Source organism: Micromonospora sp. NPDC051141 (genome assembly GCF_044455765.1).
Taxonomy (GTDB): domain Bacteria; phylum Actinomycetota; class Actinomycetes; order Mycobacteriales; family Micromonosporaceae; genus Micromonospora.
Window position 1 is genome coordinate 243,217 of the sequence record NZ_JBITFD010000008.1, and the last position, 19,022, is coordinate 262,238.

Sequence of the window (19,022 nt, forward strand, 5' to 3'; positions counted from 1 at the left end):
CGCCGTGGCCATGCAGTTCTACGCCTCGCCCGAGCAGATCATGCGCGACCGCTCCGAGCTGGCCCGTAAGGGCATCGCCCGGGGCCGCAGCGCGGTGGTCCTGAGCTACGCCGGCGGGGTGCTCTTCGTCGCCGAGAACCTGTCCAGCACGCTGCACAAGGTCAGCGAGATCTACGACCGGATCGGCTTCGCCGCGGTCGGCCGGTACAACGAGTTCGAGAACCTGCGGCGCGCCGGCGTGCGGATGGCCGACCTCAACGGCCTGAGCTACGACCGGCGCGACGTGACCGGGCTGGCGTTGGCGAACGCGTACGCGCAGACGCTGGGCGCCATCTTCACCGAGCAGTCGAAGCCGTTCGAGGTGGAGATCTGCGTGGCCGAGGTCGCTGCCTCACCGGACGACGACTCGCTCTACCGGGTGACCTACGACGGCTCGGTCAACGACGAGCCGGGCCGGATGGCGATGGGCGGCCAGTCCGAGGCGATCGCCGGTGTGCTGAAGAACGAGCACCGGCCGGAGATGTCGCTGTCGGAGGCGGTACGCGCCGCGATGAAGGCGCTGAGCAGCGTCGGCGGTGAGGGCGGGGCGGCCCGGACGATCGCGGCGAACCAGTTGGAGGTGGCGGTCCTGGACCGGCGCCGGGTGGGCCGGACGTTCCGGCGGATCACCGGCGCGGCGCTGACCGCGCTGCTCGACGGCGACGCGGAGGCGGACGTCGCGCCGGCGCCGGGCCGGGCGAAGACGCCGACGGCGCCGACCGAGGAGGCGAAGAAGCCGACCACGTCGGCGGGTTCGGCCGACCTGGAGGGCAACCGGGAGGACGCGCCCGGCGAGTGACGCCGGTTTCCGAACCCCGCCACCTCGCTGAGGTGGCGGGGTTCGTCGCTGTCCGGGGTCCCGGCGTACGTCGCTGACGGCGGGCGCTGCCCATCGGGGGCTCCGGGCGGCTAATGTCTCATCATGGAGCGGCGAATCTTCGGCCTCGAGACCGAGTACGGCGTCACCTGCACCTATCGCGGGCAGCGCCGGCTTTCCCCCGACGAGGTCGCGCGGTACCTGTTCCGGCGGGTGGTGTCGTGGGGCCGGTCGAGCAACGTTTTCCTGCGTAACGGAGCCCGCCTCTATCTGGACGTGGGCTCGCATCCGGAATATGCGACGCCGGAGTGCGACTCGGTGACCGATCTGGTGGCGCACGACCGCGCCGGTGAGCGGATCCTGGAGGGCCTGCTCGTCGACGCGGAGAAGCGGCTGCACGACGAGGGCATCGCGGGCGAGATCTACCTGTTCAAGAACAACACCGATTCGGCCGGCAACTCGTACGGCTGCCACGAGAACTACCTGGTGTCCCGGCACGGGGAGTTCGGCCGGCTGGCCGACGTGCTGATTCCGTTCCTGGTCACCCGGCAGTTGATCTGCGGCGCGGGCAAGGTGTTGCAGACGCCGCGCGGCGCGGTCTACTGCCTGTCGCAGCGGGCGGAGCACATCTGGGAGGGCGTCTCCTCGGCGACCACCCGGAGCCGGCCGATCATCAACACCCGGGACGAGCCGCACGCGGACGCGGAGCGCTACCGCCGGCTGCACGTCATCGTCGGCGACTCCAACATGAACGAGGTCACCACGCTGCTGAAGGTCGGCACCGCCGACATCGTGCTGCGGATGATCGAGGCCGGCGTGGTGATGCGGGACCTGACGCTGGAGAACCCGATCCGGGCCATCCGGGAGGTGTCGCACGACATCACCGGCCGGCGCAAGGTTCGGCTGTCCTCCGGCAAGGAGGTCTCGGCCCTGGAGATCCAGCAGGAATACCTCGCGAAGGCGACGGAGTTCGTGGAGCGCCGGGGCGGGGACCAGACCGCGAAGCGGGTGGTGGAACTGTGGGGGCGGGTGCTGCGGGCGGTGGAGACCGGTGACCTGGACCCGGTGGCACGCGAGATCGACTGGGTGAGCAAGCTCAAGCTGATCGAGCGTTACCAGCGCAAGCACGACCTGCCACTGTCGCATCCCCGCGTGGCGCAGATGGATCTGGCCTATCACGACCTGCGCCGTGGCCGGGGCCTGTACGGGTTGCTGGAGCGCCGGGGCGAGGTGGACCGGGTGGCGAACGACCCGGAGATCTTCGAGGCGAAGGAGACGCCGCCGCAGACCACCCGGGCGCGGCTGCGGGGTGAGTTCATCCGGCACGCGCAGGAGAAGCGGCGTGACTTCACCGTCGACTGGGTGCACCTGAAGCTGAACGACCAGGCGCAGCGCACGGTGCTCTGCAAGGACCCGTTCCGCGCGTACGACGAGCGGGTGGAGCGGCTGATCGCCAGCATGTGAGCGCGGCGGCGGCCGGTGCCTTGGTGCCGGCCGCCGCGGCCCCGGTAGGCTGGCCCCGCCATGGACACTTCCGAACCGCAGGGCCGCGAGCGCGGCCAGACCTCCGGCCGCGAGCGGGACGGCGGCGCTGAGAAGCTCAACTGGATCGACCGGCGACGGGAGAAGATCCGCGCCGAGATCGCGCGTAACCGTCGCGGCGACCACAAGGTGCCGACGTGGGCGATGGCGGTCGCGCTGGTGGTGATCGTGGCGGCCTGGGTCGGGCTGATCGTCTTCTTCGGCTGAGGCCGGGCCGGCGGGGGTGGCTCAGCCGAGCAGGGCGGCGGCGTACCGGCCGGCGGCGGCGGCGGCCAGGAAGTAGGCGTGGTCGGCGTCGAGGCCGCGGCCCATCGTCGAGAGCCCGACCGGGCTGGCGCGCAGCGCCGCGTCGAGGCCGTCGGTGGGCACGGTGACGACGCGGTGCCGGTCCGCGAGTGGCGCCAGTGCCGCCGTCACGTCCGCCGCCAGTTCCGGGTCGAGGCCGTCGGGCACGACCAGCTCCGCGGGGGCCAGCGCGACCCGGCCGTACGCGGTGAGGCTGTGGTGGGAGACGCCGCGGTGCCGGGGGCGGGGATCGGCGTCGGAGATCCGCAGGGAGCCGACCGGGCGTCCGCCCAGCGTGGCGACCGCGTTGACGGCTTCGCCGACGGCGACGCCGGAGAAGCCCCAGCGGGTGCCGGTGCCGAGGTTGCCCGGCCCCTGGGCGACGATCGCCAGGTCGGCGTGGAGCACGTGCCGGGCGGCGAGCAGGCCGCTGTGCAGCGTGCTGGCCTCCAGGTCGCCGCCGAACGCCTGGCCGACGCTGACCGTGCCGGCGAGGTGGTCGGCGAGGCCGGCGAGGGTGCGGGAGAACCAGGCGGGCAGCGCGCCGCCGTCGGTGAGCAGGTACGCGACCCGGGCGTGCGGGGCGTCGGCGTGCACGCCGGCCAGGATCGCCGGCAGGGCGGAGTGCAGGTCGGCGGTGACCACCGGCATCCCGTCGACCGACTCGGCGGTGGCCAGCCGGTCGTGGTGCGGGGACGCTTCCTCGTCGACGCCGAGCAGGATCGGTTGCAGCGGCGTGTAGCGGGCCTTGACGAGGTGCCCGGCGTCGCGGCTGTCGCCGGCCTGCGGCGGATCGGCGGGGAGCCGGTCGGGCAGCGCGACGACCAGGGCGTAACCGCCGGTGCCGAGGCCCATCAGCAGCGCGCCGGCGTTGAGCAGCACGCGGTCGCCGGGTTCCGGGTCGCCGACCAGCGCCGGGTAGGCCAGGGCCCGCATCCGAGCGCCGTCGGGCAGGTCGACGTCGAGTTCCACGGCGCCGGCCCACCGTCGTCGCACCGTCGTGACCGTGCCGGACCGCCATCGCACCATGACCGGCAACCTATCGGCCGGCGGCGGGGCGGGCGACGGGCGGGTCAGGCGTCCTGGTCGACGGGTCGACCCGGTTCGTCCTGGGTGGTCCGGGCGCGCCGGCCGGTGGCGCGGGACCGGGTGGGGTCGAGGAAGACGTACGCGATCTCCGGGAACCGCCCGGTGAGTCGGCGTTCCGCCTCGTCGGCGGCGGCCTCGATCTCGGCGCCGGTGGCGTCGTCGCGGAAGTCGACCTTGGCGGCGACCAGGATGTCCTCCGGGCCGAGGAACATGGTCATCAGCGTGTCGACCCGGTCGACCGTCGGCAGCGCGGTCAACTCCTGCTCGATCTGCCGGTGCGTGCGTTCGGACACGGCGCGGCCGACCAGCAGCGAGATGTTGCTGTGGGCGAGGATCGCGGCGACCACCAGCAGCAGCACGCCGATGAGGATGGAGGCGACGCCGTCGTAGAGTTCGTCGCCGGTGAGGTGGGACAGGGTGAGCCCGGCGGCGGCGATGAGCAGGCCGATCAGCGCGGCGCTGTCCTCCAGGAAGACGGCCTTGACCGTGGTGTCGGCGGTGAGCCGCAGGTAGCGGCGGGGAGTGGTGCGCCAGCGCCGGGACTCGCCGCGTACCTGCCGGACGGCCCGGGCCAGCGACACCGACTCGATGGCGAACGAGATCGCCAGCACCACGTAGGCGACCAGGTAGTCGCCGGTGTGTTCGTGCACGAGGATGGTGGTGACGCCGTGGGTGATGGCGAAACCGGCGCCGGCCACGAACGTGAACAGCGCGGCGAGGAACGCCCAGACGTAGCTCTCCTTGCCGTACCCGAACGGGTGCCGGGGGTCGGCGGGCCGCGCGCCGCGACGCAGCGCCAGGTAGAGCAGCACCTCGGTGGTGGTGTCGGCGACCGAGTGGGCGGCCTCGGAGAGCATCGCCGCGGAGCCGGAGAGCAGGCCCGCGACCAGCTTGGCGATCGCGATGGCGAGGTTCGCCGCGCCGGCCACCACGACGGTGCCGACGCTCTCGGTCTTGACTTCCGGTTCCGCCATGGGCTCACCCTATGGCCGGTCCGGACGGGCCGCGCGGTGAGGCGGGAGGGGCCGCTCGGGTGGTGACCGCGCGCCGCGCCCGCGTGGGTGCCCGCGTCGGACGCGCGGGCTGCTAGCGTTCGGTACGTGTCCCGGACCCGTACCGAACGCCTGGTCAACCTGGTGATCTGCCTGCTGTCGACGCGGCGTTTCCTGACCGCCGCCCAGATCGCCGCGACCGTGCCCGGCTACGAGCACGACCCGGACGACGCCAAGGACCACGAGGCGTTCCAGCGCAAGTTCGAGCGCGACAAGGCCGAGCTGCGGGAGCTGGGCGTGCCGCTGGAGACCGGGACGGCGAGCGTCTTCGACGCCGAGCCGGGCTACCGGATCGCCCACCGGGAGTACGCGCTGCCCGACATCCCGCTCGAACCGGACGAGGCCGCCGCGGTGGGCATCGCGGCCCGACTGTGGCAGCACGCCGGCCTGGCCGCCGCCGCCTCGTCGGGGCTGGCGAAGCTGCGTGCCGCCGGCATCGACGTGGACCCGCAGGCCACCCTGGGTCTGGAGCCGATGGTGACGGTCGACCCGGCGTTCGCGCCGCTGACCGCCGCCGCGCGGGACCGCCGGGAGGTCGCCTTCGACTACCGGGTGCCCGACCGGGACGCGCCGACCCGCCGCCGGGTGCAGCCGTGGGGCGTGGTGTGTTGGCGCGGCCGGTGGTATGTGGTCGGTCACGACCTGGACCGCGCGGCGACCCGCTGCTTCCGGCTCTCCCGGGTCGTCGGCGCGGTGCGGGCGACCGGCGAGCCGGGTGCCTACCAGCCGCCCGCCGGGGTGGACCTGATCAGTCACGTGGCCCGCTGGTCGGGGCCGGTGGAGCGCACCGGCCGGGCGACCGTGCTGGTCACGCCGGGCCGCGCCGCCGGGCTGCGCCGCTGGGCGGTGGAGAGCCACGCCGGGCCGGACGGGGACCGGCTGGTGCTGCCGTACGCCGACGCCGAGTTCCTGGCCGGCCAGATCGTCGGGTACGGCCCGGACGTGCGGGTGTTGGAGCCGCCGGAGGTCCGGGAGGCGGTCATCCAGCGGTTGAAGGAGGTCGCGGCCCGGCACGACGAGCTGGCGGTGGCCGGGGGTGCCCGGTGAGGCGGCCGACGGCGGCCCGCGCCGGTCGTGCCTCGGCCGACCGGCTGGCCCGGCTGCTGAACCTGGTGCCCTACCTGCTGGCCCGCCCCGGCATCGAGATCGCCGAGGCGGCGCACGACCTGGGCGTGACCGAGCGGCAGCTCCGGGAGGATCTGGAGCTGCTCTGGGTGTGCGGGCTGCCGGGTTACGGCCCCGGTGACCTGATCGACATGGCGTTCGACGGCGACCGGGTGACGATCACCTACGACGCCGGCATCGACCGGCCGCTGCGGCTCACCCCCGACGAGGCGTTGGCCCTGGTGGTGGCGCTGCGGATGCTCGCCGAGACGCCCGGGGTGGCCAACCGGGAGGCGGTGGAGCGGGCCCTGGCGAAGATCGAGAGCGCGGCCGGTGACCTGGGCGGCGCGCCGGTGGAGGTGCTGCTGCCCGGCGACACCGACCGGGTGCGGGAGCTGCGCGCCGCGGTCGAGCGGGGCCGGGCGCTGCGGATCACCTACTACACGCCGGCGCGGGACGAGTCCACCGAACGCACCATCGACCCGTTGCGGATGCTGTCGGTGGGCGGCCGGGCGTACGTGGAGGCGTGGTGCCGCCGCGCCGAGGCGGTCCGGCTGTTCCGGGCCGACCGGATCGACGCGGTCACCGAGCTGCCGGAGCGGGCCGTGGTGCCGCCGCAGGCCCGCCCGCACGACCTGCGCGACGGCGTGTTCCGGCCGTCGGCCGACCTGCCGTTGATCACGCTGCGGATCGGCCGGGGCGAGCGGTGGATCACCGAATACTATCCGTGCGAGCGGGTCGAGGCCGACGGCGAGCAGTGGCTGGTGTCGCTGCGGGTCACCGACCTCGGCTGGGCCCGCCGGTTCGTGCTCGGGCTGGGCCCGGACGCGACCGTGGTGGCCCCGGCCGAGCTGGCCGAGCAGGTCTGCGCGCAGGCGGTCGCCGCGCTGGACGCGTACGCGGTCCCGACCGGCACCGCCGATCCGGCGGCCACCGGCGTCACCCGATAGGCTGACCGCGTGGTGATGTGGATCGTGCTCGGGGTCGTGCTGTTCGCGCTGGTCGTGCTGGCCCTGGCGGTCCGCCCGGTGGTGGCCCGGCTGCCCCGGCTGCGCCGTTCGGCGGTGGCGTTGCAGCGCCGGGCCGTCGAGGCGGAATCCCTGCGCTCGGCCGCCGAGGAGTTGCAGGCGCGGGCCGAGGCGCTCCAGGCGCGGGCGACCGTCGCGCAGGAGCGGATCACGTTGATCAAGGCCAAGCGCGGGGAGTAGTGATTGACGCGTGCCGTTTTCCACCCGGATGCGCCGGGACGGGTGGTTGACGGGACACTTCGGGTTGGCCGAGACTTCACCGACCGGGTCGGCACCAGCGGGCCCGGCGGGGGTGGCAAGCCGCTGCGACGCACGTACGATGGGCGGCGACCCACCTCACCACCGACACAGAGCGACTGGAGCTTCCCATGGGTGCCCTCAAGCCGTGGCACATCGCCGTACTCGTGGTCGTGCTGATCCTGCTGTTCGGCGCGAAGCGGCTCCCGGACGCGGCCCGCTCGCTGGGCCGTTCGCTGCGGATCATCAAGGCCGAGACGAAGAGCCTGCACGACGACGACCGTGACCTGGCCGAGAAGGCCGACGCGCAGGCCGGCTACCAGCCTCTCCCGCCGCAGCAGCCGGTCCAGGGCCAGCCGCAGTACGCGCAGCCCCAGCAGCAGTACGCGCCGCAGCCGCAGCAGCAGTATGCGCAGCAGCCGCAGCAGCCGGTCGCCCCGCCGGTCGACCCGGTGCAGCGCGTCCGCGAGAACTGATCCGAAGGGGCCTCATCACCGTGGCCTTCGGGTTGAAGAAGCGCGGGCCGAGCACGTTCGCGCGCGCCGCCGACGGCTCGATGACGCTCATCGAGCACATTCGCGAGCTGCGTAACCGACTGTTCCGGGCCTCCCTGGCGATCCTGTTCGGCTTCGGCTTCGGCGTCTGGCTGTCCGGGCCGGTGATGCACCTGCTGCAGAAGCCCTACTGCGACCTGCCCAAGGCGCGACTGATCAACGGCGACTGCAACTTCGTGCAGCTCGGTCCCGCCGACCTGTTCCTGCTACAGATGAAGGTCTCCCTCTGGGTCGGCCTGATCATCGCGGCGCCGGTCTGGCTCTACCAACTCTGGGCGTTCATCGCGCCCGGCCTGCACCGGCACGAGCGGCGCTACGCCTACTTCTTCACCGCCCTGGCGGCGCCGCTGTTCGCGGCCGGTGCGGTGCTGGCGTTCTTCGTCACCTCCAAGGGCCTGGAGTTCCTGCTCGACGTCTCCGGCGGCGGTGACGTCACCACCACGCTCGACATCACCCGCTACATCGGGTTCGTCACCAACCTGATCCTGTTGTTCGGGGTGGCGTTCGAGTTCCCGCTGATCGTGCTGATGCTCAACTTCGTCGGCCTGGCCAGCGCGAAGCGGCTGCTGAGCTGGTGGCGGGTGGCGATCTTCGTGTTCTTCGCGTTCTCCGCGGTGGTCACGCCGACGCCGGACCCGTTCGGCATGACAGCGCTGGCGTTCTGCCTCTCCGCGCTCTACTTCGGCGCGGTGGGGTTGGCGTTCCTCAACGACAAACGGCGCGGGCGTGGGCGCGAGGTCTACGCGGGCATCGACGACGACGAGGTGTCGCCGCTGGACCTGTCGAACGAGCCGGTGCCGACCGGCGCCCGGATCGAGGCGTCCGCCCCGGTCGCGGCCCCCGAGCCGGTCGCCGCCCCGGCGCCGATCGAGCGCCGCTACGACGACATGACCTGACCGTTCCGCTCGTCCCGAACGCCGTCCCCGCTCCTCGGGGGCGGCGTTCGCCGTCCCGGGAGGTGGGGTGGACCGGGTCAGGCCACCCGGCGGGCGGCGGTGGGGGACAGCGGCGGCACGGCGTCGGGGTGCAGGATCGCGGCGATCGCCTCGGCGCCGTCGACCAGACGGGGACCGGCCCGCACGATGAGCGCGTCCGCGTCCACCGCCCAGACCTCCGCGCCCGGGAAGTGCCCGGCCACCGCGCCGGCCTGGTCGGCGGCCCCGTCCAGCCGGAAGCCGCACGGCGCGACCAGCACCACCTCCGGCTCGGCGGCACGCAGTTCCGCCCAGGTCGTCGGCGTGGACCGGGCGCCCGCACTGGTGGCCACCGGCTCGCCGCCGGCGACGTCCACCAGGTCCGGAATCCAGTGCCCGGCACCGAACGGCGGGTCCACCCACTCGACCACGGCGACCCGCCGCCGGGGCCGGCCGGCCACCGCCGACCGGATCGCCGCCAGCCGGGCACGCAGGCCGTCCACCAGGGCCTCGGCGCGGTCCGGCACCCGGGCCGCCACGCCCACCGCGCGGATCGTGCCCAGCACGTCGTCGAGCGTGTACGGGTCGAGCGACATCACCTCCGCCCGCGCGCCGAGATGGTCGACGGCGTCGGCCACCCGGCCGGACGGCAACGCGCAGACCCGGCACAGGTCCTGGGTGAGGATCAGGTCCGGGTCCAGACCGGCCAGCGCGCCGGCGTGCAACGTGTACAGGTCGTCGCCCGCGGCGACCCGCTCCCGCACGTACGCGTCGATCTCGCCGGGGCTCATGCCGCGGGTGTCCCGACCACCCACCACCACCGTGACGCCGGCCCGGTACGACGGCGGCACCTCGCACTCGAACGTCACCCCGACCAGGTCGTCGCCGAGGCCCAGCGCGTAGACGATCTCGGTGGCGGAGGGGAGCAGGGAGACCAGACGCATGCCGCCCATCATGCCGGGCCGGCGCGCGGCTGCACATTCGAGTCGCCCTCGGGCCTTGCCGCCACCGCCGGCCCGCTTAGACTCTGCTGACTCCGCCGAGTCCCACGCCCCGTCCCGGTCAGCGCGCTGACCTCCGCTCCGGAGAGCCCCGATGAAAAGCCGTACCGCCGCCGTCCTGACCGTCCTCTGTGCCGCCACCGCGCTCACCGCCTGCGGCGACGACGAGCCCGCGCCGAAGGGCGAGCAGGTCCCGGTGACCGCCACCGACACCAGCTGCGAGGTCACCACCACGCTGTTCACCCCCGGCGCGGTGACCTTCGCCGTGACCAACCGGGGGCAGCAGGCCACCGGCGTCTACGTCTACGGTCGGGAGGGCGACGGCTTCACCAAGGTGATCGCCGAGGTGGCCGACGTGCCGGCGGGCCGCACCGGCGACCTGCGCGCCACGCTCGCCACCGGCACCTACGAGGTGGCCTGCAAGCCGGGCCGGCAGGGCGACGGGGTGCGCACCCGGATCACCGTCTCCGACGACGGCAACGTGGCCAGCGCCGCGGCCGAGACCGCGTACGACCGGGCGGTCGCCATCGAACTGACCGGTGACGCGCTCACCGGCGCGGACGGGCTGATCGCCGAGCCCGGCGAGAAGCTCTCGCTGAAGGTGACCAACAAGACCGCCGGCGCCCGGACGCTGTACGTGCTCAATCCGGACGGCAAGCGGGTCGCCGAGCTGAAGGCGGAGCCGAACGGCACCGCCGAGACGGTGGTGGCCCTGGGCACGGCCGGGAACTGGACGCTCAAGGTCAAGGGCGACGGGGTGCCGTCGGTGAGCAAGCGGCTGGTGGTGCGCTGATCGGAAGAGTTGCGGCGCGGGTGCATCCATCGGGGACGGCGCGGGCGAAGCAAGGGTCGTGACGACAGTCACGGACCTGGTCGCCTCGACGAAAGGCTCCCCGATGAACATCGCTCGTCTCGCCGCCCGGCTGGCCGTGGGCGCCACGGCCGCGGCGGTGGCCACCGCCGTCGCCGCCGCGCCCGCCCAGGCCGGCGCGAAGCAGCCCGGCACGCGTTCGCTGGCCGCGGTGCTCACCGCCGACAAGAGCGGCTTCGACCGCAACGCGCGGGACTTCGACGTGCTCACCAAGGCGGTCCTGACCGTGTTGGAGGCGAAGCCGAACTCGCCGGTGAAGGTGCTCACCGACGGCACGGTCGCGCTGACCGCGTTCGTGCCGAACGACTACGCGTTCCGCGAGCTGGTCCGCGACATCACCCACGCGCGGACGCTGCCGAGCGAGAAGGCCGCGTTCGACGGGGTCGCCGGCCTGGGTGTGGACACCGTGGAGAACGTGCTGCTCTACCACGTGGTGCCGGGCGCCACGATCGACCGGAAGGCGGCGCTGAAGGCCGACGGCGCGGAGCTGTCGACCGCGCTCGGCGCCTCCGTCGAGGTCGACGTGCGGCACTGCTGGTACGGCAAGCAGGTGCGCCTGGTCGACGCGGACACCAGCGACCGGGACGCGCGGGTCGTCCGCTACGACATCAACAAGGGCAACAAGCAGATCGCCCACGCGGTGGACCGGGTGCTGCGCCCGGTCGACCTGCCCTGATCCACGTCCCCTCCGACGGCGTCCGGCTCCGTGCCGGGCGCCGTCGTCGTGTCGCCGGTCAGCGGACGGAGTGGCCGAACCGGCTGCTCAACGCCAGCCCGGCGGAACAGCTCAGCTCACCGGGGGCGAGCTGGACGCGGGAGGGCCGCCACGTCTCGGCGGCGCCCGTCGGGCCGACGCGGGCGAGCAGGCAGTCGTACTGGCTGGCGCGCAGCGCCACGCCGACCGTGCCGCCCCGCACGGCGATCTCCTGCCGCACGGCCGGGTCGAGTGCCAGGCCGGCCACGGCGGCACGGACCTCGGCCTCGTCGGGGCCGGACCGGGTGAGCGCCGCCCGGAGCCGGGCGTCGACGCCGGTGAGGGACGGGTCCCGGGGGACCGGCAGCGGGTCGCCGGTGGGGCAGTCGATGTCGTCGTCGCGGTCGTCCCGTTCCGGGCCGAGGTTCAGCCGGAAGCAGACCGGCTCGGTGCCCTCGACCCGTTCGCCCCAGTCGTTGACGCCGACGCCGTGCCCGGTCACCCGCAGCACCAACGTCACCCCGGTCTGCCAGTGCGTCTCGCCGCGCACCTGGAGCACCTCCACGGCCTCCTCCTGCCCGGCGGCGTGCACGAACTCGTCGGCCCGGTAGAGGTGGTCGGCGTCGAACCGGCTCTCCAGCCGGTCGACCGTCCCGGTCGCGTCGGCGACCGCGCTGTCGTGCCAGGGCGTCTCGCCCGGCCGGTGCGCCCACCACAGCCCGGCGGCCAGCACGAACGGGGCGAGCGTGAACGGGGCGAGGACGGCGATCAGCGTGCGGGAACGCATGGCGCGGAGTATGCCGTACGGTCGTCCGCGCCGCGGCCCCGTCGATCACCGACGTCGGTGTCTCCCCTGGTGGGCGGAGCGCCCGGTGTCGTACCGTGCTCGCCGTGACCGCGCCCGATCATGTTCCGCCCGGCCCGGTGGCCGTGCTCGCCAACCCGACCGCCGCCCGGGGCCGGCACCGGGGCCTGCTGCCGGAGGTCCTGGCGCGACTCGGCGCCGCCGGCCGCCCGGTAGAGCTGCTGCGCGCGCGTACCGCCGGGGAGGCGGAGGCGGCGTGCCACGCCGCGGTGGCCGGCGGCGCCGGGGCGCTGGTCTCGGTCGGCGGCGACGGCACCGTGCACCGTGCGGTGCAGGCGGTCGCCGGCACGGCGGTGCCGTTCGGGCCGGTCCCGGCCGGCACCGGCAACGACTTCGCGGTGGACACCGGCTACCCGGCCGACCCGCTCGCCGCCGTCGACGTGATCGCCGCCGCGCTGACCGCCGGCCGGACCCGCCCGGTGGACCTGGCCCGGCTGTCCCGGCCCGGCGACGAGGACCGTTGGTTCGGCGCGGTGCTCGCGGCCGGCTTCGACGCGATCGTCAACGAGCGGGCCAACCGGATGCGCTGGCCGCGCGGTCGGCGCCGCTACGACCTGGCGATCCTGGTCGAGCTGGCCCGGCTGCGTCCCCGCCGCTACCGGCTCACCCTCGACGGCGTGCCGCACGAGGTGGACGCGGTGCTGGTCGCGGTCGGCAACGCGGCCAGCTACGGCGGCGGCATGCGGATCTGCCCGGACGCCGACCCGACCGACGGGCTGCTGGACGTGGTGGTGGGCGGTCGCTTCGACAGGCGCACGCTGATGCGGGTCAAGCCCCGCATCTACCGGGGCACCCACGTCACGCACCCGCTGGTGCGGACCTACCGGGCGCGGACGGTGGAGTTGGTCGCCGACGGCATCACCACGTACGTGGACGGCGAGCGGGCGTTCCCGTTGCCGGTGACCATCACCGCCGTGCCGGCGGCGCTGCGGCTGCTGCGCTGACCACGGCCGGTGGTGGGGCGGCGGCGCGGACCGCGCCCGCGCTCGCGGCCACCACCAGCGCGATGGCGAGCACCTCGACCGGGTGCAGCGCCTGACCGAGGACCAGCCAGCCGGCCAGCGCGGCGATCGCCGGTCCGAGGCTCATCAGCACCGCGAACGTGGCGGTGGGCAGCCGTCGCAGCGCCGCCAGTTCCAGGCTGTAGGGCAGCACGGAGGCGAGCAGCGCGAGCCCGGCGCCGAGCCCCAGCACCGCCGGGTCGGTCAGCCGACCGCCCGCGTCGACCAGCCCGATCGGCAGGGTGACCAGCGCCGCCACGGTGAGGGCCAGGGCCAGCCCGTCGGCCCGGGGGAACCGCGCGCCGACCCGGGCCGAGCAGACGATGTACGCCGCCCACATCGTGCCCGCCGCCAGCGCCAGCGCCGCGCCGACGGGGTCCAGCCGGTCGAAGCCGCCCTGCCCGAGCAGCGCGACCCCGGCGAGCGCCAGCCCGGCCCAGCACCACGCGGCGACCCGGCGCGCCCCGACCACGGAGAGCGCCAACGGGCCGAGCACCTCCAGCGTCACGGCCGGCCCGAGCGGGATCCGTTCGATCGCCTGGTAGAAGATCGAGTTCATGCCGGCCAGGGCCAGTCCGAACGCGATCACGGCGGCCCAGTCGCCGCGCCGGTGCCCGCGCAGCCGGGGCCGGCACACGACGAGCATCAGCAGCGCGCCGAGAGTGAGCCGCAGCGTGACCGCCCCGGCCACCCCGGTACGCGGGAACAACGACGCGGCCAGCGCGGAGCCGAACTGCACGGACAACGCCCCACCGAGCACCAGCGCCACCCCACCGAGCCGGCCCGGTGGCAGGGGGTGCCGGGCGGTGCCGCCGCTGACCTCAGCCGGCATGCCGGACATCGGGCCGGGCGTGCCGGCCCCGGCGCTCCGCCGCGCGGCCGGCCCGACGCTCCGCCGCGTGGCCGGCCCGGCGCTCCGCCGTGCGGTCAGGCTGACGACCCGACGCGCGGCCGGTCACCGGACGCCGGCCAGGTCGAGCACCGCGCCCAGCCCGTTCGGCCGGCCGGGGTCGGCGCACGGCAGCACCAGCACGCCGCAGCCGGCCGCCACCGCGCCGGCGTCGGCCGGGGTGTCGCCCACCATCAGCGTGTGCTCCGGGTCGACGCCGAGCAGCCCGCAGGCCCGCAGGAAGATGCCCGGGTCCGGCTTGCAGCGCCCCACCTCGTACGACAGCGCGTACGCGTCGACAAGCGCGTCCAGGCCCCAGGCGGTGAAGAGCGGTCGCAGGTCGAAGCCGATGTTGCTGACGACCGCCACCTTGACCCCGGCGGCCCGCAGCGCGCCGAGCACCGGCTCGGTGTCCGGGTACGGCAACCAGCCCTCGGGGACCAGCACCCGCTCGTAGAGCGCGTCGGCGAGCCCGTCGATGCCGGCGTCGACGGTCTCGGCCAGCCCGGTGTAGGCCCCCCGGTGGGCGTGCGGGTAGAGGTCGCGGTCGGCCCACAGCTCGGCCAGCCGGGGCGGCACCCGGGCCGGCAGCGGACCGCCGGCCCGGCCGGCGGTGAGCAGCCGGTCGGCGAGCGAGGTGGCCTTGATCCGGTCCAGTTCGACCCCGCAGGCGGACGCCGCGGCGCGCACCCAGGCCAACGGCTCCTCGACCTGGGCGAGGGTGCCGTGGAAGTCGAAGAGCACCGCCTCCACGGGCCGGCGGGACGGGCTCGGGCGGACGGCGTCGTCGGCGCCGCGCGAGGCGTGGGGCAGTTCGGTACGGTCCGGCACGTCGTGCACCCTACCGACCCGCTCCGACGGCCCTGCCGGACGGCCTTGACCGGTGGTCGTCGGTGGTACCGATTAATCTTGGATGCATGTCGAGCCCCGCCGAGCGGTACGCCGCGGCGCGCCGCCGGGCCGCGCAGGCCTCCGCCTTCCCGGCCCTGGACGAATTCTCCCGCGATCTCGGGTTCGACCTCGACGACTTCCAGCGGGAGGCGTGCGAGGCCCTGGAGCGGGGCAGCGGCGTGCTGGTCTGCGCGCCCACCGGCGCCGGCAAGACGGTGGTGGGCGAGTTCGCCGTGCACCTGGCGCTGCGCGGCACGCCGGGTGACGACGGGCCGGCCGTGCGGCGCAAGTGCTTCTACACCACGCCGATCAAGGCGCTGTCCAACCAGAAGTACCACGACCTGGTGGACCGCTACGGCGTCGCGCAGGTCGGCCTGCTCACCGGCGACAACGCGATCAACGGGGACGCGCCCGTGGTGGTGATGACCACCGAGGTGCTGCGCAACATGCTCTACGCCGGCTCGGCCACGCTCGAGGGCCTGGCCTACGTGGTGATGGACGAGGTGCACTACCTGGCCGACCGGTTCCGGGGCGGCGTGTGGGAAGAGGTGATCATCCACCTGCCGGAGTCGGTAACGCTGGTCTCGCTGTCGGCCACCGTCTCCAACGCCGAGGAGTTCGCCGACTGGCTGGTCACCGTGCGCGGCGAGACCGCGGTGGTGGTCTCCGAGCACCGGCCGGTGCCGCTCTGGCAGCACATGCTGGTCGGCAAGCGCATGTTCGACCTGTTCCACGACGCCGACGCGGCCCGCAAGCACGACGTCCATCCCGAGCTGCTGCGTCACACCCGGGACACGGTGCGCCGGCTGGAACTGGGCGAGGGGCGCAGCGCCGGCCCCGGCGGCGGCCGGCGGGGCCCCCGCTGGCGGGGCCCGATGCGCCCGGACATCGTCGACCGGCTCGACCGGGAGGGGCTGCTCCCGGCCATCCTGTTCATCTTCAGCCGGGCCGGCTGCGACGCCGCCGTGCAGCAGTGCCTCGCCGCCGGGCTGCGGCTGACCTCGCCCGACGAGCGCGCCGAGATCCGCCGCGTGGTCGAGTCCAAGGTCACCGCGATCCCGGGTGAGGACCTGTCCGTGCTGGGCTACTGGGAGTGGCTCGACGGGCTGGAGCGTGGGCTCGCCGCCCACCACGCCGGCATGCTGCCCGCGTTCAAGGAGGTCGTCGAGGAGCTGTTCGTCCGCGGCCTGGTCAAGGCCGTCTTCGCCACCGAGACGCTCGCGCTGGGCATCAACATGCCGGCCCGCTGCGTGGTGCTGGAGCGCCTGGTCAAGTTCAACGGTGAGGCCCACGTCGACCTCACCCCGGGGGAGTACACCCAGCTCACCGGCCGGGCCGGCCGGCGGGGCATCGACGTGGAGGGGCACGCGGTGGTGGTCTGGTCGCCGGAGACCGACCCCCGGCACGTGGCCGGCCTCGCCTCCACCCGCACCTATCCGCTGCGGTCCAGCTTCCGGCCGTCCTACAACATGGCCGTCAACCTGGTCGGCAGCGTCGGCGCGGTGCTGGCCCGGGAACTGCTGGAGTCCTCGTTCGCCCAGTTCCAGGCGGACCGCTCGGTGGTCGGCCTGGCGCGGCAGGTGCAGCGCAACACCGAGACGATCGAGGCGTACGGCGCGGAGGCCACCTGCCACCAGGGCGACTTCGACGCGTACTTCGCGCTGAGGGTGGCGATCGCCGACCGGGAGCGGGCCATCGCCCGGCAGGGGCAGACCCAGCGCAAGGCGGCGGCCGTCGCGTCGCTGGAGCGGCTGCGGGTCGGTGACGTGATCCGGGTGCCGTCCGGGCGGCGGGCCGGCCTGGCCGTGGTCCTCGACCCGGCGACCGGTGGGTTCGGGGAGCCGCGCCCGCTGGTGCTCACCCAGGACCGCTGGGCCGGCCGGGTCAGCCCCGGCGACTTCACCACCCCGGCCGAGGTGCTCACCCGGATCCGGGTCCCGAAGCACTTCAACCACCGGTCCCCGGCCGCCCGACGCGACCTGGCCGCCGCGGTCAGCGGCACCGGGCTGGACCGGCACGGGGGCCGGCGCGGCGGGCGGTCCCGCCAGGCGGTGGGGGAGGACCACCGGCTCAGCCAGCTCCGCGTCGAGCTGCGCGGGCATCCCTGCCACGCCTGCCCCGACCGGGAGGAGCACGCCCGCTGGGCGGAGCGCCGTCGCCGGTTGGAGCGCGACACCGAGGAGCTGCGGCAGCGGGTCAGCGGGCGCACGGGCTCCCTGGCCCGTACGTTCGACCGGATCGTGGCGCTGCTGACCGCACGCGGCTACCTGGCCCCCGACGGGGAGGTCACCGACGCCGGCCGGATGCTGGCCCGGATCTGGACCGAGGCCGACCTGCTGGTCGCCGAGTGTCTGCGCCGCCGGGTGTGGGACGGGCTGTCCCCGGCCGAGCTGGCCGCCGCCGTGTCGGTGGTGGTTTTCGAGGCCCGGCGGGACGTCGACGAGCGGGCGTCGCTGCCACGTGGCGCGGTCGGCGACGCGGTCGACGAGACGCTGAAGCTGTGGGGCGACATCGAGGCGGACGAGGCGGCCCGCGGCCTGGCCGTCACCCGCGAGCCGGATCTCGGCTTCGCCTGGCCGATCTACCGGTGGGCGCGTGGGGAGGCGTTGGCCAAGGTGCTCGCCAGCGGGCACCAGATCGACGGCGAGATGCCGGCCGGCGACTTCGTCCGGTGGGCCCGGCAGGTGGTCGACCTGCTCGGCCAGCTCGCCGACTCGGGCGGCGCGTCGACCGAGCTGCGCTCCACCGCGCGGCAGGCGATCTCGGCCGTGAACCGGGGCGTCCTGGCCTATCACGCCTCCGCCTGACGATCACTTTCGGTCACCGCCGACGGGAAATCGACGCATCGCTGCGTCATCGCGACGGCACCCCCCGAACATGAGGGGGGCCGCCGTCATGCCTGGTCAGACCCTGCCGGATCATTGCCGGAGCGCGTCGGGTCACGCGCCGGCAGCGGATCGGGGGAAGGTCACCGTGGGCGAGATCAATCATTTCGAGTACGGGTGGATCACACCCGCGCTCAGCTACGCGCTGTCCGTGCTCGGCTCGGCGCTCGGCCTGGTCTGCGCGGGGCGGATCCGGACCGCCACCGGCGCCGGCCAGCGGGCCTGGTGGGGTCTGCTCGCGGCCTGGGCGCTGGGCGGCACCGCCATCTGGGCGATGCACTTCATGGCCATGCTCGGCTTCGCGGTCACCGGCACCCGGATCCGCTACGACGTGCCGCTGACCGCCGCCAGCACGGTGATCGCGATGGGCGCGGTCGGCATCGGCCTGGCCATCGTGGGCACCGGTCGGCTCACCGCGACCCGGCTGCTCGCCGGCGGCTTCTTCACCGGCGCCGGGGTGGCCGCCATGCACTACACCGGCATGGCGGCGATGCGGCTTGACGGCACGCTCGGCTACGACCCGCTGCGGGTGACGCTCTCCGTGGTGATCGCGCTGGTGGCCGCCACGGTGGCGCTCTGGCTGGCGATGACCGTCCGGCGCGGCGTCGCCATCATCGCCTCCGCGTTGGTCATGGGCATCGCCGTGAACGGCATGCACTTCACCGGCATGAGCGCGCTGTCGGTGCACCTGCACGAGGGCCGGGGCGCGGCCAACGGCGGCACCGAGGTCAGCGGCCTGCTCGTGCCGATCGTGCTCGCGGTGGTCTTCGGCGTGGTCGGGCTGGTCTACGCGTTGCTCGCCGCGCCGTCCGACGACGACCGGGCCGGCGCCGCGTACGTGGCGGCACGGCTGGACGGCGCGTCGCCGGTGGCCGAGGCCGAACCGGCGCCGGACCCGGTGGGCCTGCGCGCCCGGTCGGCGTCAACCTCCTCGACACCGCCCCCCGCGACGCCGGACCCGGTCGGCCTGCGGGCCCGGTCGACGCTGGCCCAGCCAGGCGCGCAGTTCCCCTCCCGCCGCACCACCGACCGACGCCCCTGACCCGCCCCGCCCCGCCCCCGCCCCGTCCCGCCCCCGTCCCACCCCTCCCGCCCCGCCCCCTCCCGCACCCTCCCGCCCGGCCCGCGCCACGCCGCCGCCCACGGCCCCACGGCCACTAATTCACGGAAAGAGTGGCCATTCCGCGCGGAATGGCCACTCTTTCCGTGAAACAGCGCGGGGGCGGAGCGCGGCGCGGCGGGGGCGGCGCGGGGTTACGGGGTG

The 19,022-nt window shown here is 74.5% G+C and carries 19 protein-coding genes; 13 read left to right on the top strand and 6 right to left on the bottom strand.

What is annotated here, in order from left to right:
• The first annotated feature begins 4 nt into the window (after positions 1–4).
• From prcA to ACIA6B_RS17775, 3 genes are all read left to right on the top strand, one after another.
• Positions 5–838: a proteasome subunit alpha gene (gene prcA, locus ACIA6B_RS17765; protein ID WP_396774497.1), complete on the top strand. Its 834-nt coding sequence runs from the start codon at positions 5–7 to the stop codon at positions 836–838.
• Between the two features lie 123 nt (positions 839–961).
• Positions 962–2,320, top strand: coding sequence for a Pup--protein ligase (pafA, locus tag ACIA6B_RS17770; protein ID WP_107155591.1), 1,359 nt, complete (start codon positions 962–964; stop codon positions 2,318–2,320).
• A 60-nt stretch (positions 2,321–2,380) separates the two neighbouring features.
• A complete protein-coding gene (locus ACIA6B_RS17775) occupies positions 2,381–2,605 on the top strand; it encodes a hypothetical protein (RefSeq protein ID WP_107155592.1) in 225 nt (74 codons plus the stop codon).
• A 21-nt stretch (positions 2,606–2,626) separates the two neighbouring features.
• On the opposite strand, the gene ACIA6B_RS17780 is transcribed toward ACIA6B_RS17775, so the two are convergent.
• Together ACIA6B_RS17780 and ACIA6B_RS17785 are read right to left on the bottom strand one after the other, a co-directional pair.
• Complete coding sequence (locus ACIA6B_RS17780; RefSeq protein ID WP_396774500.1) at positions 2,627–3,712, bottom strand: DUF3866 family protein; 1,086 nt, start codon at positions 3,710–3,712, stop codon at positions 2,627–2,629.
• A gap of 44 nt (positions 3,713–3,756) precedes the next feature.
• Positions 3,757–4,746 carry a cation diffusion facilitator family transporter gene (locus ACIA6B_RS17785; protein WP_396774502.1) on the bottom strand — a complete coding sequence of 330 codons (990 nt, stop codon included), beginning with the start codon at positions 4,744–4,746 and terminating at the stop codon, positions 3,757–3,759.
• Between the two features lie 126 nt (positions 4,747–4,872).
• On the opposite strand from ACIA6B_RS17785, the gene ACIA6B_RS17790 reads away from it, so the two are divergent.
• The 5 genes from ACIA6B_RS17790 to tatC all read left to right on the top strand — a co-directional run bounded on the left by ACIA6B_RS17790 (position 4,873) and on the right by tatC (position 8,643).
• Positions 4,873–5,871: a YafY family protein gene (locus tag ACIA6B_RS17790; protein ID WP_281940772.1), complete on the top strand. Its 999-nt coding sequence runs from the start codon at positions 4,873–4,875 to the stop codon at positions 5,869–5,871.
• Complete coding sequence (locus ACIA6B_RS17795; RefSeq protein ID WP_396774504.1) at positions 5,868–6,878, top strand: helix-turn-helix transcriptional regulator; 1,011 nt, start codon at positions 5,868–5,870, stop codon at positions 6,876–6,878. The genes ACIA6B_RS17790 and ACIA6B_RS17795 overlap by 4 nt, the downstream gene beginning before the upstream one ends.
• Before the next feature lie 9 nt (positions 6,879–6,887).
• Positions 6,888–7,136, top strand: coding sequence for a hypothetical protein (locus ACIA6B_RS17800; protein WP_396774506.1), 249 nt, complete (start codon positions 6,888–6,890; stop codon positions 7,134–7,136).
• Between the two features lie 188 nt (positions 7,137–7,324).
• Complete coding sequence (tatA, locus tag ACIA6B_RS17805) at positions 7,325–7,669, top strand: Sec-independent protein translocase subunit TatA (RefSeq protein ID WP_396774507.1); 345 nt, start codon at positions 7,325–7,327, stop codon at positions 7,667–7,669.
• 20 nt (positions 7,670–7,689) lie between these two features.
• Positions 7,690–8,643 (top strand): twin-arginine translocase subunit TatC, encoded by a 954-nt coding sequence (gene tatC / locus ACIA6B_RS17810; RefSeq protein WP_396774509.1) that lies wholly within the window; start codon positions 7,690–7,692, stop codon positions 8,641–8,643.
• A 77-nt stretch (positions 8,644–8,720) separates the two neighbouring features.
• Here the strand turns inward: tatC and ACIA6B_RS17815 are convergent, their stop codons facing one another.
• Complete coding sequence (locus ACIA6B_RS17815; protein ID WP_396774510.1) at positions 8,721–9,605, bottom strand: ABC transporter substrate-binding protein; 885 nt, start codon at positions 9,603–9,605, stop codon at positions 8,721–8,723.
• 151 nt (positions 9,606–9,756) lie between these two features.
• Between ACIA6B_RS17815 and ACIA6B_RS17820 the strand changes: the two genes are divergently transcribed.
• Both ACIA6B_RS17820 and ACIA6B_RS17825 read left to right on the top strand, forming a co-directional pair.
• Entirely contained in the window at positions 9,757–10,455 is a 699-nt protein-coding gene (locus ACIA6B_RS17820; protein ID WP_396774512.1) for a hypothetical protein, read from the top strand.
• A gap of 103 nt (positions 10,456–10,558) precedes the next feature.
• A complete protein-coding gene (locus ACIA6B_RS17825) occupies positions 10,559–11,209 on the top strand; it encodes a fasciclin domain-containing protein (protein WP_396774611.1) in 651 nt (216 codons plus the stop codon).
• A gap of 58 nt (positions 11,210–11,267) precedes the next feature.
• Here ACIA6B_RS17825 and ACIA6B_RS17830 read toward each other — a convergent pair whose 3' ends face one another.
• On the bottom strand, positions 11,268–12,014 hold the full coding sequence (locus ACIA6B_RS17830) for a hypothetical protein (protein WP_396774513.1): 747 nt from the start codon (positions 12,012–12,014) through the stop codon (positions 11,268–11,270).
• A gap of 95 nt (positions 12,015–12,109) precedes the next feature.
• Here ACIA6B_RS17830 and ACIA6B_RS17835 point away from each other — a divergent pair, with 95 nt between their 5' ends.
• Positions 12,110–13,036 (top strand): diacylglycerol kinase, encoded by a 927-nt coding sequence (locus tag ACIA6B_RS17835; protein ID WP_396774515.1) that lies wholly within the window; start codon positions 12,110–12,112, stop codon positions 13,034–13,036.
• On the opposite strand, the gene ACIA6B_RS17840 is transcribed toward ACIA6B_RS17835, so the two are convergent.
• Both ACIA6B_RS17840 and ACIA6B_RS17845 read right to left on the bottom strand, forming a co-directional pair.
• Positions 12,999–13,925, bottom strand: a complete 927-nt coding sequence (locus ACIA6B_RS17840; protein ID WP_396774517.1) for an EamA family transporter — start codon at positions 13,923–13,925, stop codon at positions 12,999–13,001. The genes ACIA6B_RS17835 and ACIA6B_RS17840 overlap by 38 nt on opposite strands.
• Before the next feature lie 123 nt (positions 13,926–14,048).
• Entirely contained in the window at positions 14,049–14,813 is a 765-nt protein-coding gene (locus ACIA6B_RS17845) for an HAD family hydrolase (protein WP_396774519.1), read from the bottom strand.
• 86 nt (positions 14,814–14,899) lie between these two features.
• On the opposite strand from ACIA6B_RS17845, the gene ACIA6B_RS17850 reads away from it, so the two are divergent.
• Together ACIA6B_RS17850 and ACIA6B_RS17855 are read left to right on the top strand one after the other, a co-directional pair.
• Complete coding sequence (locus ACIA6B_RS17850; protein ID WP_396774521.1) at positions 14,900–17,680, top strand: DEAD/DEAH box helicase; 2,781 nt, start codon at positions 14,900–14,902, stop codon at positions 17,678–17,680.
• A 166-nt stretch (positions 17,681–17,846) separates the two neighbouring features.
• On the top strand, positions 17,847–18,800 hold the full coding sequence (locus ACIA6B_RS17855; RefSeq protein WP_396774522.1) for an MHYT domain-containing protein: 954 nt from the start codon (positions 17,847–17,849) through the stop codon (positions 18,798–18,800).
• The last annotated feature ends 222 nt before the right edge of the window (positions 18,801–19,022 follow it).